Origin of the sequence: Bacillus cereus group sp. MYBK95-2 (genome assembly GCF_051915225.1) — a bacterium.
GTDB classification, from domain to species: domain Bacteria; phylum Bacillota; class Bacilli; order Bacillales; family Bacillaceae_G; genus Bacillus_A; species Bacillus_A cereus.
In genome coordinates this window covers 1-14,203 of sequence record NZ_JBQAEH010000010.1, presented here as the reverse complement: position 1 = coordinate 14,203, position 14,203 = coordinate 1, and the positions used below count along the sequence as shown (strand labels likewise).

The following is a 14,203-nucleotide window of genomic DNA, read 5'->3' as shown; positions in this document are numbered from 1 at the left end:
GTCCGTAAAAGCCCGATTGGTGAGGGTTGATTAAAGTTTTACTTTATTAGAGCTATCTTTGAAAAGAGATAGCTCTTTTTTTGTATATATTTCCTTCTATTAGCGGAATCTAACTAAAAACTTGTTGAAAAGGAAGCTAGGTGGGGAAATTGTTAGAGCTTGAAGGTAACTTATTTGAAGTTATGAAAGAAATTAGGGATGAGTTAGGTTCACCTAATGATTTAACAATTAGAGAAGTTGCTCTTGCTGGGAGTTTTACACGTTGTGCGGTTGTGTTTTTATGTGGATTGACAGATAAGGATAATGTTTATAAATATGTCATTCGCACACTACAATACGAAGAAATTATAAATGAGGAAGCTGTTGTTCAAACGTTATTGGATCGTTTTATTTCTATCGCAGAAGTGGGTGTAAAGACGAAATTTCCAGATATTATGAATGCGATATTAGCGGGAGATACAGTTATATTAATTGATAATATTCAAACCGCTATCGTTATTAATAGTAGGGCCTGGGAGAAGCGAAGTTTAGAACCACCAGTGACAGAAGATTTAATACGCGGACCGAGAGTTGGATTAAATGAAGATATTAATGTGAACAAAATGTTAATCCGACGCAGTTTACGCGATCCAAAGTTGAGGTTCCAATCTTATATTATGGGGAAGCGATCGCAGAAAGAAGTAACCCTAGTATATATAGAGGATATTATTAATCCTCACATTGTAAAAGAGTTAGATCGCCGTCTTCAATCAATAGTGACAGATGTCGTTTTGGAAACAGGTACGATTGAACAATTAATTCAGGATAATAATTTATCCCCATTTCCACAGTTTTTGAATACAGAGAGGCCTGATAATATTATAGCCTCATTAGCGAAAGGGAAGGCGGCCATTTTAGTAGACGGATCCCCGTTTGCTCTTATTGCACCACTTGTGTTTGTTGATATTTTTCAATCTGTAGAAGATCATTACGAGCGCTGGGTGATTGGAACGTTATTAAGATTTTTACGTATGGGTTCAGGCATAATTGCGGTTTTGTTACCAGCTATGTATGTAGCACTTGTATCTTATCATCAAGGACTTATTCCTTCTAAACTGGCTTATTCAATTGCAGGTGCGAGGGAAGGTGTTCCGTTTCCTGCATATATTGAAACGTTAATGATGGCCTTGACTATGGAATTAATACGAGAAGCTGGAATCCGATTGCCGAAACCGATGGGACAAACGATAGGGATTGTAGGAGGTCTTGTAATTGGAGAAGCTGCGGTAAATGCAGGGATTGTAAATCCGTTTTTAGTTATTATTATTGCAGTTACTGCGATTGCTACGTTTTCGCTTCCTGTATATAGTATTACGATTACGTTCCGAATTTTACTTTTCGTCTTTGTATTAGCTGCAACGGCTTTTGGGCTGTATGGGATCATTCTAGCTCTGATCGCACTTGCTATTCATATTACAAATTTAACAAGTGTTGGTATACCGTATACAACTCCAATTGCTCCTGCATTTTATAAAGATTGGAAAGAAGAATTTATTCGCATGCCAAAATCGATGTTGAAAGATAGACCAGAGTACTTACAAACAAAAGATTCTACAATACGTCCAAAGGAGCGAAAATAAGTGAAACCATTTGAGTATGGCGATGAAGAGATTGGATCTCGTGAAATTGGGTTTGCGGTATCATCGACCATTATTGGTATAGGGGCATTGTCTATGCCAAGAGATATCGCTAACCAAACTTTATTTTCGGACGGTTGGATTATCTTGCTTTTGGGTGGATTGATCTGCGCAGTTTTAGGTTGGTTTGTGACGAGAGTGGCTATCTTATTTCCAAAACAAAATTTTGTTCAATATACGAGTGCGCATTTGACGAAGCCTGTTGCATACACAATTAGTAGTATTTTAGTATTAACTTTTGCTGCTTTGACAGCATATGAATCGCGAATGATTTCAGTTATTTCTCAAACGTATTTATTTAGTGATACACCAATACAACTACTGTCGTTCTTCTTCTTATTAGTTGTTATTTATGGCATAGCAGGATCAAGAGCAGCCTTATTAAGGTTAAATGTTTTATTCTTACCTATTGTTTTAATTGCGATAGTACTTCTTTCTTTATTGAATATAAATTTAATGGAAATAAATAATTTACTACCAGCTTTTCAAACGAAAGTAAGTCAATATGCTGTTGGAGTTAAAAATTCTATTTTTACGTTTATTGGATTTGAAGTAGCGTTATTTTATGCGGTTTTGCTGAATGATAAGACAGCGAAAAAAGCGCCAATGGCAGTCGCGAAAGCGGTGATGGTAAACGTGCTGTCATACATTTTAATTTATGTAACTTGTATTAGTGTTTTTACTTATATGACAACACGTGGATTGACATATCCAACAATTGAATTAGGGAAAGAAATTGAAATTGGTGGAGGATTTTTAGAAAGGTTTGATGCGATTTTTTTTACGACTTGGATTATTACTATTTATAACACTACAGCAATGTATTATGACGTCGCATCTTTATTGTTTTGTGCTATGTTTCCGAAAGTGAAGAAACAAATTTTTATTTTCGTAAGTGCCCCTATTATTTTTATGTTGAATATGATACCTAGTAGTTTGAATACTTTATCAAGTTATGGGACTTATTTAGCTTGGATAGATATGGGGTTTGTTTTGTTAGCTCCTTTGCTCGTTTTGATTGTATATAAAATAAAAAGAAGGAATGGTGGAAATGAAACACCTTCTTAAAATTATAATGGTTATGGCTTTAACTGGATTTATGAGTGGGTGTTCTGAGTTAGAAGAGATAGAAGAAAGAGGATTTGTAGTAGGAGCGGCTTACGATATTGTGAAGGAGAAGAAAGCGAATCCAATTATGAAAGGGACCTATCAGATGGTACTCCCCAGTAAATTGTCTCAACAGGGTGGACAAGGGGGTGGGGATAGCGAAAATTATATTAATGTTAGTGCAAAAGCAGATAGTGTATTTGAACAAATAAGAATAATCGCCAAAAAAATTAGTCGTACATTATTTTTCCCTCATATACAAGTGATTATTTTCTCTGAAGAATTACTTTCACATCCATACATTTTACAAAATACGTTAGATGTATATATTCGCGATCATGAGATGAGAAGAAATATTCGTTTGTTCGTTTCTAATAAAAATGCCGAAGCTATTTTAAAACAAAGTGCCAAGCCTGAAAATTTACCGGCGCAGTATATTGATATGTTAGCTGAACACCCTCCAAAAAATGCCCAAATGATTGAGGCTGCAAGAATTGGTGAGGTGCAGGAAAAGATGATCTCTAACCGAAGTTTTGTATTACCTATTCTGGAACTAACAAAACAAGGAGTACAAATGAACGGTGCAGCATTGTTTCGTGGAAAGGATAATAAGTGTGTAGGCAATTTGAGTGGGGAAGAAACAGTAGGGATGAATTATATAATAGGTAAAAAAATTGGAGGTTTTTTTACCATCCGTAAAAAGAATCAACTTATTACATATGAAATTCATAAGTTACGTCGAAAAATTAAAGTATCCACAACGAATGCTACAAAACCGAAATTTAATATTCATTTATTTCTGGAAGGTACAATAGCTGAGTTGCACTTTAGTGATCATAAAAAGGTTTTGAATGAAAAGCGTTTAGAGAAGGATATATCGGAAGAAATGGAGGAGCGTATTCAAAAATCGATTAAGCTTGTTCAAAAAAAATATAAGGTAGATGTATTAGAGTTAGGGGAAGTGTATAAGCGACATAATTATAAAGAATGGACAAAAATAAGTAAGAATTGGGATCAAGGCGAAAATTACTTTAGTAATGCTGAAATTACTGTTCATGTTCATCCAACAATTGAACATTCAGGTTCAGCTTTACCGAAAAGAGTGAAATAAGGTGATGAAAGTTGTTTACTGGATTAGGAATTAGTTGCACGATATTAATGGCAGTTCTTCCAGGAACTATATATTTTATTCATAAAAAACTCACAACGTATGGAGCACAGCCGTGGAATACTGATGTGCAAAAAAAGAAACCTGAATAATTTCAGGTTTCTTTCGTGCAAAGCATATGTGAAGGGGGATACCTTCTATGTATGCTTTGCTTTATACAAGCCCTAACCAATGTACCAATTGTGTAGAGAGGAATGTAACAACAATGGCGATAACGGTAGGGATTGCAAACGATAAGAATGTCCATTTTGCACTTTTTGTTTCTTTGTATATGTTAACTAGTGTTGTTCCGCACGGGAAATGAAGAAGTGAGAACAACATTGTGTTTAACGCTGTTAACCAAGTCCAACCATTTTCTAGGAATAGATTTTTAATTTGATTAAAATCATCTATTTCAGTTAAAGCCCCAGTTGATAAGTAAGACATTAATAAAATTGGGATTACAATTTCATTAGCAGGTAGTCCAAGAATGAATGCAGCTAGAATAAACCCGTCAAGTCCTAACATTTTAGCAAATGGATCTAGGAAATTTACAAAATACATAAGTAAGCTTGTGTCACCGATAAAAATGTTAGCAAGTAACCAAGTTAATGCAGCTGCAGGGGCAGCAACAACTATAGCTCGTTTTAAAACGTAGATTGATTTATCGAGTGTTGCGCGAACAATTGTATTCCAAACTTTTGGCTTGCGGTACGGAGGTAACTCAAGTGTGTAGTGAGTTGGAACCCCTTTTAAGGCTGTTTTTGATAGTACCCAAGAAACAGTTAATGTCATAATAACACCAAGTACAACCATTCCAACTACAACGCCAGCAGTAACCAATGTTTGCATACTGCCTGTATAACCAGCAGCCATAAATAGTGAAGCCATTAAAATTAACATAGGCCAGCGACCGTTACAAGGAACGAAGTTGTTCGTTAAAATTGCTAGCATACGTTCACGTGGTGATTCAATGATACGTGTTGACATAATGGCTGCTGCATTACAACCAAATCCCATTGCCATTGTTAAAGATTGTTTCCCGTGTGCACCGGATCGTTTGAATAAGCGGTCCATATTAAACGCGACACGTGGTAAGTATCCATAGTTTTCTAATAGCGCGAACATAGGGAAAAAGATTGCCATAGGTGGTAACATAACGCTAATAACAGCACCGATACCACGGAACAAACCAAGTATTAAAATGCCATGTAACCATTCAGGTGCATGCGCTGCTTGGAACCAAGATGTTAAATATCCTTCGGCCCATCCGAAGAATTCGGCAATCATATCAGATGGTACGTTAGCGCCTGCAATTGTAAGATAAAAAATAATAGATAAAATACCGAGCATAATTGGGAATCCCCAGATTGGAGATGTGAAAATTTTATCTAGTTTTTCGGAACGATATAATTTATCAGTATTTGTATATTGGACAGATTCTTTACATATGCTTGCAGATGTTCGGTAAATATCTCCGACTATATCATCTCGTATATCTTCTTTTGAAAGTGTTTGTGCATGTTGAATAATATAGTCTAATGGAAGAGCTTTACTGGCTGAGTGAGATTCCATTAATTACGACCTCCCTTACAAGTGGTTCATTATGGTGTTTTTGAAGTGTAGTTAAGAAATTTTTATCTCCATCTAATATACGTAACGCAATCCAACGTGCTGGATACGTATCACCGAACACTTTATAAATTTGTGGTTCTAATTCCTGAATCATATTTTCGATTTTTTCGCTGTAAGTAATTTTAATTGGTGTTGGAATTAGTTTTTTATTTGCTACTTTTGCAATAACATTTAGCAAATGACCAATACCTACTCGGTTACGTGCTGAAATTTTAACGACAGGCACACCAAGTGATTTTGCTAATTTCTTTTCATCAATAACGATGCCTTTTTTCTCGGCTTCATCAATTAAGTTAATGCAAATGACTACATTATTTGTCATCTCCATCACTTGAAGTGCTAAATTTAAATTTCTTTCCATAGCAGTTGCGTCTATAACAACTACAGTTACTTCTGGTTTTTCAAATATAATATAATCCCTCGCTACTTCTTCGTCTGCGGAATTTGAGTATAGTGAGTAAGTTCCCGGTAAATCTATTAATGTATAATTACTTCCGTTATGTTCATATTCTCCTTCAGCTTTTAAAACAGTTTTTCCCGTCCAGTTTCCAGTATGTTGTTTTAAGCCTGTTAAAGTATTAAATAATGTACTTTTCCCTGTATTCGGGTTACCAGCTAAAGCGATACGATGTTTGCTCATCTGAAATCATCTCCTATTAATACCCCGAAAATAAGGGAGCTTTCTTCTTTACGCAGTGCAATAGTTGTGTTGCTCACTTGATAAGCGACCGGATCTCCAAGTGGACTGCGTTGCAATACTTTAATCGTCGCCCCCGGGATAAATCCCAAATCTAATAAGCGTCGTTTCATAGTTCCTTCTAATTGTATCTTCTCAATTTGTACAAACTCTCCTATTTTAAATTCGGAAAGTGGTTTTATATTAGCCGATACCATAAAAGTTACCTCATCTCTATATTTTTAGTTTGAGTTTAAAAAGTTTCCTAAGGTAAACTTTTTGTTAGTAATATAGTAGACTACATTGGATTATGTTGTCAATTAGTACTTTAAAAATATTCATTTATTTTTAGAATTGTTCCAATTTATTTAGTTGTACTAAAAAATATTACTGAAATTATTTTTAATGTGCATGAATTAGGTGTGTAAAAATTACAAAATACAGCGGAATTGTAAATGTAACTTTAACGAAAAGGGAAAAAGAGAGAAAAACATTTACATTGAATTTACATTGTTAAGAATATATTTACATTGCAGCGTAGTTAGTGTGGTTTTTGTTTGGTTATTTAACTATAAATGTTGGGATTTCTAGCTTTTAAGGATTATTATCGTCATTTACTTAAAATTAAAAATTGCTTAACACTCACATAATATTGTTGTCCTACAATGAATTTGTGTTCGAAAGAAAATGAATTCGAAAAGTGATAATCCAAATGGGGGTACAAGACATGGTTATGAAAAAAGGTATTAAATTTTCTTTAGCAGCTTTAGTGGTAGCAGGAGCATTAGTTGGTTGTGGGAAAGCAGAAGATACAACTAGTAAAGACACTGCTAAAGGAAGCGATAATACAAAACAAGAATTATCAGGTACGATTGCAGCGGCTGGTTCTACAGCTCTTCTACCTCTTGCGGAGGAAGCTGGAAAGAAATTCATGGAGAAAAATTCAAAAGTTTCTATTCAAGTTCAAGGTGGCGGTAGTGGAACTGGGATTAACCAAGTAGCATCTGGTGCAGTACAAATTGGTAATTCAGATGTTCCGTCCGGAGATAAAATAAAAGATGCTGAAAAGGCGAAAGAATTAGTAGATAACAAGGTAGCGGGTATTGCATTCGCTCTTGTCGTAAATAAAGATGTAAAAGTTGATAACTTAACAATGCAACAAGTACAAGATATCTTCACTGGAAAAGTAACAAATTGGAAAGAAGTTGGCGGAAAAGATGAAAAAATCAATGTAATTAATCGTCCAGCTTCATCTGGTACACGTGCTACATTTGAAAAAACGATTATGAAAGACGCGAAAATTAATGATGGAACTGGTACAACACAAGATTCTAACGGTGCAGTAGAGCAAGCGATTAACTCTACTCCTGGTTCGGTGAGCTATTTAGCAATGTCTTACATGGTGGGCGAGAAAAAAGGCGCACTACAAACAGTCAAAATTGATGGTGCTGAACCGAAAGTTGAAAACATCGCGTCTGGTAAATATCCATTCTGGTCTTACGAATATATGGTAACAAAAGGTGAAGCGAAGGAAGCGACGAAAGCTTACATCGATTATGTAAAAGGTAAAGATTTTGAAAAACAAGTAGAAGATATGGGCTACATTCCAATGTCTAAATTAAATAAGTAATAAAATTTTATGGGGCTGGCTGCAAGGCCAGTCCTGTTCATTTCAATCTGTGAAGTGGGGTCTGTCCTGTGATGAAGGGGAAAAAACAAATTAATTACGTGAAAAGTGAATATATAGGAAGATCACTTGTTACGTTTTGTGGTATTTTTATTGTTTTAATTACATTAGCTATTATTGCGTTTATTTGTGGGAAAGGTATTCAATCTTTTACACAAAGTGGTATCTCATTTACTGAGATGTTAACATCGACAAAATGGAATCCAAATGCTGAGCAAGGATCCTTCGGGGCTTTAATTTTCATTGTAGGTTCAACGGTGGTTTCGTTAGGCGCGGTTATTATTAGTGCACCAATTGCTATAGCTCTTGCTATATTCATGAATTTAATTTCGCCAAAGTTTGGAAATAAAGTATTGAAGCCTGTTCTAGAATTGTTAGTTGGTATTCCTTCGGTTGTATACGGATTATTAGGTGTTACGATTTTAGTACCACTATTACGTGATTCGTTTGGGGGAGTAGGCTTTAGTTTAATTGCAGGTATTGTTGTATTAAGTATTATGATTTTACCTACTATTGCTAGTATCGCTTCTGATGCAATACGTTCTGTTCCATTTGATTATTTAGAAGCTTCTTATGGTCTAGGATCAACGAAATGGCAAGCGATTAGCCGAGTGATTGTTCCTGCTGCGAAAAAAGGGATTTTAACAGGTGTTGTTTTAGGCTTAGCGCGTGCTTTCGGTGAAGCGTTAGCGGTTCAAATGGTAATCGGGAATACGATTAAATTACCAGAAGGAATATATAGTCCGACAGCGACGTTAACTGGTATTTTAACAATGGACATGACGAATACATTGAACGGAACTGCTTGGAACAATGCGCTATGGACTTTAGCGATGATTTTACTTGTTATTTCATTCCTGTTTATTTTAGTAATTCGAGCGATTGGGCAAAGAGGTGAGCGATAATAATGAATGCAAGAACGGTAAATAAAGTTTGGACGGGTATCTTTTATGCGGTTGCGGCTTTAGTTGTAGCTTTGCTAGTGTTCTTAGTATTTGAGATTTTACAAAAGGGATGGGGATTTTGGGATCCTAATTTCTTGTTTGGAGAACCAAGCAATACAAGAGCTGGTGGTGGGATTGGTCCGCAGTTATTCAATTCCTTCTACATGCTTGTTATAACGCTTATTATATCTATTCCTCTTGGATTAGGTGCTGGAATATATTTAGCGGAGTACGCAAAACAAGGACGTTTTTTAAATTTTGTTCGTCTATGTATAGAGACGATGGCGTCTTTACCTTCTATTGTTGTTGGTTTATTTGGTTTGTTAGTGTTCGTTACAATGACAGGTTGGGGATACACAGTAATGGGTGGTGCTCTTGCTTTAACTATTTTAAATTTACCAGGTTTAACGCGTGTTTGTGAAAATGCGATTTCAGAAGTTCCTCAGAATGTAAAAGAGGCAAGTCTTGGATTAGGTGCAACGAAGTGGCAAACAATCGCTCGTATTATTATCCCATCGTCATTACCACAAATTATTACAGGGATTATTTTAGCGGCGGGTCGTATATTTGGGGAAGCGGCAGCATTAATTTACACAGCGGGTTTAACATCCCCGATTTTAAATTCAGCAGCGGATTTCTCAAGTCCTGCGCATCCTTTAAATCCGTTTAGACCAGCTGAAACATTAGCGGTTCACATTTGGAAATTAAATTCTGAAGGAGTTATTCCAGATGCGAAGTTGATTGCGACAAAATCTGCAGCTGTATTAATTATTATGGTATTACTATTCAATGTTATTTCACGCTTGATAGCATCTATATTACACAAGCGCTTTACAGGAACGAAAAGAAAAAGTAAAACAACGAAAAAGGTAAAAGCGGCATAAATTATAAAGAAGAACTCTCTATTTATAGGTAGGGGGTTCTTTTGTATTTTAATATAGAAGGAATGGATGTAATGATTGTTGAATTTGTGATTAATTATAAAGAAGAACAGATGTAATTTAGAGAGGAGCTTTAATTTGTTTTTTCTGCAAATGTCAGGTTTTCCTGGGGCAGGAAAATCGACAGTTTCTAAGTATATAGCGAAATTAACAGGTGCTGTAATTATAGATCATGATGTTTTGAAATCCGCGTTGTTAAAATCATTAAAAGTAAAAGGAATTGAATCAACGATTGTTGGTGGGCTTGCGTATGATGCCGAATGGGTATTGATTGATTCTTATTTAGAACAAGGGCATAGTGTTATATTGGATAGTCCGTGTTTATATGAGGGAATGGTTGAAAAAGGGATTGAACTATCAAATAAACATGGTGTGAAATATAAATATATTGAGTGTTATCTTAATGATATGGAAGAGATTAATAGGAGACTGCAAACACGTAAGCGTATGATCAGTCAAATTGAAAAGGTGGAGTCGGAAGTAGGTTTTAAAAAGTGGTTAAATGGTAGTAAAAGACCTTCAAATAATGAATACCTTATTGTGGATTCTAGTAAACCTATAGAGCAATATGTGGAAAAAATGATGGATTATATGACTAAATAGAGAAAAGGCGTTATCTTCATTTGTGAAGATAACGCCTTTTGTTTTTAAATATCAGGTGTTTCTGTAGAAGTGCTTATTTTCCTACGGGAGCGTCTTTTTCTCCCGATTTTATCTAATAGTTCATACATAACTGGAACGACTACTAATGTAAGAGCAGTTGAGACTGCCAAACCGCCGATGACAACGACGGCTAAACTTTTTGATACCATACTTCCTGCTTGGGATTGGCCAAATAGGAGTGGGAGCATAGCAACGATTGTTGTAATAGCTGTCATAATAATTGGGCGTAGTCTAGTAGAACCTGCTTCAAGTAAGGCTTCTCTAGTTTCCATTCCATGTTCCCGATTTTGTTGGACTCTTTCTATTAATACAATAGCGTTTGTAACAACAATCCCGATTAACATTAATGCGCCGATCAAGGAATTTACATCAACAGGTGTTCGTGAAATGATTAATCCTAAAATACCACCGACAGCAGCTAATGGTAAGGAGAATAGGATTGCAAAAGGAGCACGTGCTTGCCCGAAGGTGATAACCATAATTAAATATACGATCCCGATTGCAATCCCCATAATTTTGAATAAATCTGTAAAATTCTCTTGCATAGATTCAGTAGCTCCTGCGATATTTACTTTTGCACCACCAGGTAAATCTAAGTCAGTCATCGCTTTATTTACTGCTGTGTTTACTTTACTCAAATCTTCATTTGAAGCTTCGGCTGTAATTTGGATTGTTTCTTTTCCGTCTTTATGGAAAATTTCTGTTTGTGTTTGTTTTTCTGAAATAGTTGCGATGTCTTTTAAAGGTATTGGTCTATTAATAGGTGATAGTATGTTTGTATTTAAAATATCTTCTTGTTTATTAATGTTTTCTTTTTTGTGTTCTATCATAATAGTAGCTTTTTCATTATTAATTGTAATTTCGCCAATAGGTGATTTCTTCATAAGGAATGCTACTTGTTGCGCAGCTATTTCTGGTGTTAAACCTAGTTGTTCAGCCTTTGTTTGATCAATATGAATTTGCCATTCTTTCTTAGAGTCTTCTAAATTTGTTTTTACTTTAGAAAGATCATCCATGCTTTTTAGTTTTGTTTCAACGATAGTAGCCGCCTCTTTTAAATCCGCTTCGTTAGTAGCTGTTACGTTAAATTGTAAGTTATTGCCGCCGCCAGAGCTTGAATAACTTGTTTTTATATAATCAAGTTCAGCAGGCTCAAAAGTTTTATTTTCCTTTTTTAACTCTTTAATATATTGATCAATATCAGAACCTTTTTTAAAGACTACGAATATACTAGCGAGGTTATTTTTAGTTGTTTGCCCCCATTGTGCATCTTCTGCGCTAGATCCCATTCGTAAAATAACGTCTGTTATATCTGAATTAGAAAGTAATTTTTTTTCAAAATCAAATGCTTTTTGTTTTTGAGATTCAGCATTATAATGGGCTGGAAATGTCATGTTAATAGATAACATTGTGTCGTCTTCAGATTTTATGTTTGCTTTCGGTAGTAATATATAAGCTGCAATTGATCCTACAAATAATAAAAATGCAGTAAGTAGAATAATGAATTTATGAGAAAGAGCCCACTTTAATGTAGCGACATATCGTGATGAAGAACTTGGCTTTCGATGCTTTGTTTTTTTGAGTAGTAAAAAAGCCATAAGTGGAACAACTGTTAGTGCAACGATTAAGGATGATAATATAGAATATACAACTGCTAATACCATAGGTAACATTAATTTTCCGATTGCTCCTGATACGAGGCCGATAGGTAAAAAAACAGCGACCGTTGTTAAAGTAGAAGAAGTAATTGCGACTGCGACTTCTTTCGTTGCATCGAGAATGATATCTTTAGAGAAAGAATCTTTTTGTAAACGGCGGAAAATATTCTCGATGACAACGATACTATCATCGACGAGACGTCCAACCGCAACAGCTAAACCACCGAGGGTTAAAATGTTAAGCGTAATGTTAGATTGATGTAGTAAAAAGAGTGTTAATAAAATGGATAATGGAATACTGACAACAGCGATGAGTGTTGTTCGGAAGTTACGTAAAAAGATTAAGATAATTAGAGTTGCAGCGATTGCTCCAAGTATTACTTCTTTTCCCATGCTAGTAACAGCATTTTCAACTTGTTCATGGGTTGAAGCCAAAAGTTTAATGGAAAATTGATCTTTATATTCCTTATCTATCTCTTTAACTTTTTTATCAATCTCTTTTCCAATGGCAACTGCATTTTTACTCGGTTCTTTCATGATGATTAATCCTGTGCCTTCTTCTCCGTTTATATGTGAGATTGTATCGTAGTGTTGTTTGATTTCAATTTGAGCAATGTCTTGCAATTTCACTTGGGGTGCCACAGTGATGTTTTTAATGTCATTTACATTTTTTATGTCCCCAATGACGCGGAGGTTGTATTCTTCCTGATTAACAGTAATTGCCCCAGCTGGAGTAGAAGTTTCTTTTCCTTGTAAAACAGTTAGTACCTGCTGTGATGTTACGTTTTTGTTTTTTAATTGGTTCGGATCAAGTACGATAGATAATTCAGAGGTGGATTTTCCGAAAAACATAACGTTGGCAACACCATCAATGTTTTCGAGTTGTGGTACGATTTCTTTTTCAATTTGTTTTTCATCTGCTTTTGAAAAACCGTTTTGTTTCTGGATAGTAATTTGAGCGAGTGGAATCATAGAAGTGTTTAATTGACTAACTACGGGCTTGGTTACATCTTTAGGTAATTTAATTGTATTGACGGCTTTTTCGACTTCGCGTGCTGCATCTTTCATGTTTGCTTTTGATGTATACGCAATGTCGATACGTGATAATCCCTCGTATGTAGAAGAAGTAATGGTGTCGACGTGTTCTAAATTGCGAAATTGTTTTTCGAGAGGATCAGTTACATCCTTTGTCATCGTTTCAGCGTCGAGTCCTTGAGATAAGGTTGTGACGGTAATTGCTGGATTGTCGATACTCGGTAAAAATTCCATAGGTAATTTAGAGCCGGAATAAACACCGAGTATGGAAATGAGAAAAATCATGATGATAATGGCAGCTCGGTTTTTTAATGAAAACTTTGTTAACCTATCCATAAAATAATTCCTCCATTGGTTTATTTATAGTTGAGTGCGTCCTTTCTTACTATATAACAAAAAATGGATATTTTTCATTAATTAAATGTAAAAAAATTCTAACAATATCCTTAAGTTTGTATTAGGATTGGAATGTTGTTAATTTGTAGGGGGTAAATTTTTGAATGAGAAGGAAGGGGATAATGCGCGCGAGTGGCTGTTTAATGTAGACGGGATTTTTTCTTAAGGCTAATTTGTATAGTTATTTTATAGAAGGATAATGATTATAAGCTTTAATATAGAAGAGAATGAAAATTTGGGAAGGTATTGTGAAATACAATTTGGTTGAACGGAGTGTATTAGCATACAATTAGAATAACTATTTTCAGTAGTAAGGATAATAGTTACTTCTATAGAAGAAAGTAGGGTAGATAATTTTTTTTATATTTTTATAAAAAAACACTTGTTATTTAAAAGTTGTGATGGTATATTAATAAACGTCGCTGATGCGGAAACGCAGAAAACGACAAAAAAGAAATTTTAAAACTTAGTTGACATCGAAAAATTAAGATGTTAATATGATGAAGTCGCTTCTGAAGCGGCGGACAAGTTCTTTGAAAACTGAACGAAACAAACAACGTGAAACGTCAATTTTTATTTTAGATGCTAGACAAACTAACTTTATTGGAGAGTTTGATCCTGGCTCAGGATGAACGCTG

12 protein-coding genes are annotated in these 14,203 nt (G+C 35.1%); 8 read left to right on the top strand and 4 right to left on the bottom strand.

The features are described 5' to 3' along the window. The first annotated feature begins 140 nt into the window (after nt 1-140). Genes gerLA through ACTFN4_RS24925 form a run of 4 tightly spaced genes read left to right on the top strand, consistent with a single transcriptional unit; the run spans nt 141 to nt 4,043 of the window. The gene (gene gerLA, locus ACTFN4_RS24940; RefSeq protein ID WP_002023287.1) at nt 141-1,619 is read left to right on the top strand and encodes a spore germination protein GerLA; all 1,479 of its coding nucleotides are present in this window, start codon (nt 141-143) and stop codon (nt 1,617-1,619) included. Then, nucleotides 1,620-2,744, top strand: a complete 1,125-nt coding sequence (gene gerLB, locus ACTFN4_RS24935; RefSeq protein ID WP_088363757.1) for a spore germination protein GerLB — start codon at nt 1,620-1,622, stop codon at nt 2,742-2,744. Then, nucleotides 2,728-3,894 (top strand): spore germination protein GerLC, encoded by a 1,167-nt coding sequence (gene gerLC, locus ACTFN4_RS24930; RefSeq protein ID WP_049107274.1) that lies wholly within the window; start codon nt 2,728-2,730, stop codon nt 3,892-3,894. Before gerLB ends, gerLC begins: the two co-directional genes overlap by 17 nt. An 11-nt stretch (nt 3,895-3,905) precedes the next feature. Beyond that, nucleotides 3,906-4,043 carry a hypothetical protein gene (locus ACTFN4_RS24925; protein WP_000493997.1) on the top strand — a complete coding sequence of 46 codons (138 nt, stop codon included), beginning with the start codon at nt 3,906-3,908 and terminating at the stop codon, nt 4,041-4,043. 61 nt (nt 4,044-4,104) lie between these two features. Here the strand turns inward: ACTFN4_RS24925 and ACTFN4_RS24920 are convergent, their stop codons facing one another. The 3 genes from ACTFN4_RS24920 to ACTFN4_RS24910 are packed head-to-tail and all read right to left on the bottom strand — an operon-like array spanning nt 4,105 to nt 6,459. Next, nucleotides 4,105-5,505, bottom strand: coding sequence for a nucleoside recognition domain-containing protein (locus tag ACTFN4_RS24920; protein WP_000443605.1), 1,401 nt, complete (start codon nt 5,503-5,505; stop codon nt 4,105-4,107). Then, a complete protein-coding gene (locus ACTFN4_RS24915; protein ID WP_000033865.1) occupies nt 5,483-6,205 on the bottom strand; it encodes a FeoB small GTPase domain-containing protein in 723 nt (240 codons plus the stop codon). Before ACTFN4_RS24915 ends, ACTFN4_RS24920 begins: the two co-directional genes overlap by 23 nt. Further along, nucleotides 6,202-6,459: a FeoA family protein gene (locus tag ACTFN4_RS24910; protein ID WP_000252982.1), complete on the bottom strand. Its 258-nt coding sequence runs from the start codon at nt 6,457-6,459 to the stop codon at nt 6,202-6,204. The genes ACTFN4_RS24915 and ACTFN4_RS24910 overlap by 4 nt, the downstream gene beginning before the upstream one ends. A 509-nt stretch (nt 6,460-6,968) precedes the next feature. Between ACTFN4_RS24910 and ACTFN4_RS24905 the strand changes: the two genes are divergently transcribed. The 4 genes from ACTFN4_RS24905 to ACTFN4_RS24890 all read left to right on the top strand — a co-directional run bounded on the left by ACTFN4_RS24905 (nt 6,969) and on the right by ACTFN4_RS24890 (nt 10,416). Further along, nucleotides 6,969-7,871 carry a phosphate ABC transporter substrate-binding protein PstS family protein gene (locus ACTFN4_RS24905; RefSeq protein WP_000245108.1) on the top strand — a complete coding sequence of 301 codons (903 nt, stop codon included), beginning with the start codon at nt 6,969-6,971 and terminating at the stop codon, nt 7,869-7,871. A gap of 71 nt (nt 7,872-7,942) precedes the next feature. Further along, nucleotides 7,943-8,833: a phosphate ABC transporter permease subunit PstC gene (pstC, locus tag ACTFN4_RS24900; RefSeq protein WP_000676677.1), complete on the top strand. Its 891-nt coding sequence runs from the start codon at nt 7,943-7,945 to the stop codon at nt 8,831-8,833. A 2-nt stretch (nt 8,834-8,835) separates the two neighbouring features. Beyond that, nucleotides 8,836-9,756, top strand: a complete 921-nt coding sequence (pstA, locus tag ACTFN4_RS24895) for a phosphate ABC transporter permease PstA (protein ID WP_000994141.1) — start codon at nt 8,836-8,838, stop codon at nt 9,754-9,756. Between the two features lie 135 nt (nt 9,757-9,891). Then, the gene (locus ACTFN4_RS24890; protein WP_439962943.1) at nt 9,892-10,416 is read left to right on the top strand and encodes an AAA family ATPase; all 525 of its coding nucleotides are present in this window, start codon (nt 9,892-9,894) and stop codon (nt 10,414-10,416) included. A 44-nt stretch (nt 10,417-10,460) separates the two neighbouring features. Here ACTFN4_RS24890 and ACTFN4_RS24885 read toward each other — a convergent pair whose 3' ends face one another. Then, nucleotides 10,461-13,505 (bottom strand): efflux RND transporter permease subunit, encoded by a 3,045-nt coding sequence (locus ACTFN4_RS24885; RefSeq protein ID WP_439962942.1) that lies wholly within the window; start codon nt 13,503-13,505, stop codon nt 10,461-10,463. Between the last annotated feature and the right edge of the window lie 698 nt (nt 13,506-14,203).

Bases quoted from the DNA above. Each gene is read 5' to 3' on its own strand.
- pstC (WP_000676677.1), top strand. From the start codon at position 7,943: ATGAAGGGGAAAAAACAAATTAATTACGTGAAAAGTGAATATATAGGA.
- ACTFN4_RS24920 (WP_000443605.1), bottom strand. From the start codon at position 5,505: ATGGAATCTCACTCAGCCAGTAAAGCTCTTCCATTAGACTATATTATT.
- ACTFN4_RS24885 (WP_439962942.1), bottom strand. From the start codon at position 13,505: ATGGATAGGTTAACAAAGTTTTCATTAAAAAACCGAGCTGCCATTATC.
- ACTFN4_RS24905 (WP_000245108.1), top strand. From the start codon at position 6,969: ATGGTTATGAAAAAAGGTATTAAATTTTCTTTAGCAGCTTTAGTGGTA.
- gerLC (WP_049107274.1), top strand. From the start codon at position 2,728: ATGAAACACCTTCTTAAAATTATAATGGTTATGGCTTTAACTGGATTT.
- ACTFN4_RS24910 (WP_000252982.1), bottom strand. From the start codon at position 6,459: ATGGTATCGGCTAATATAAAACCACTTTCCGAATTTAAAATAGGAGAG.
- ACTFN4_RS24915 (WP_000033865.1), bottom strand. From the start codon at position 6,205: ATGAGCAAACATCGTATCGCTTTAGCTGGTAACCCGAATACAGGGAAA.
- pstA (WP_000994141.1), top strand. From the start codon at position 8,836: ATGAATGCAAGAACGGTAAATAAAGTTTGGACGGGTATCTTTTATGCG.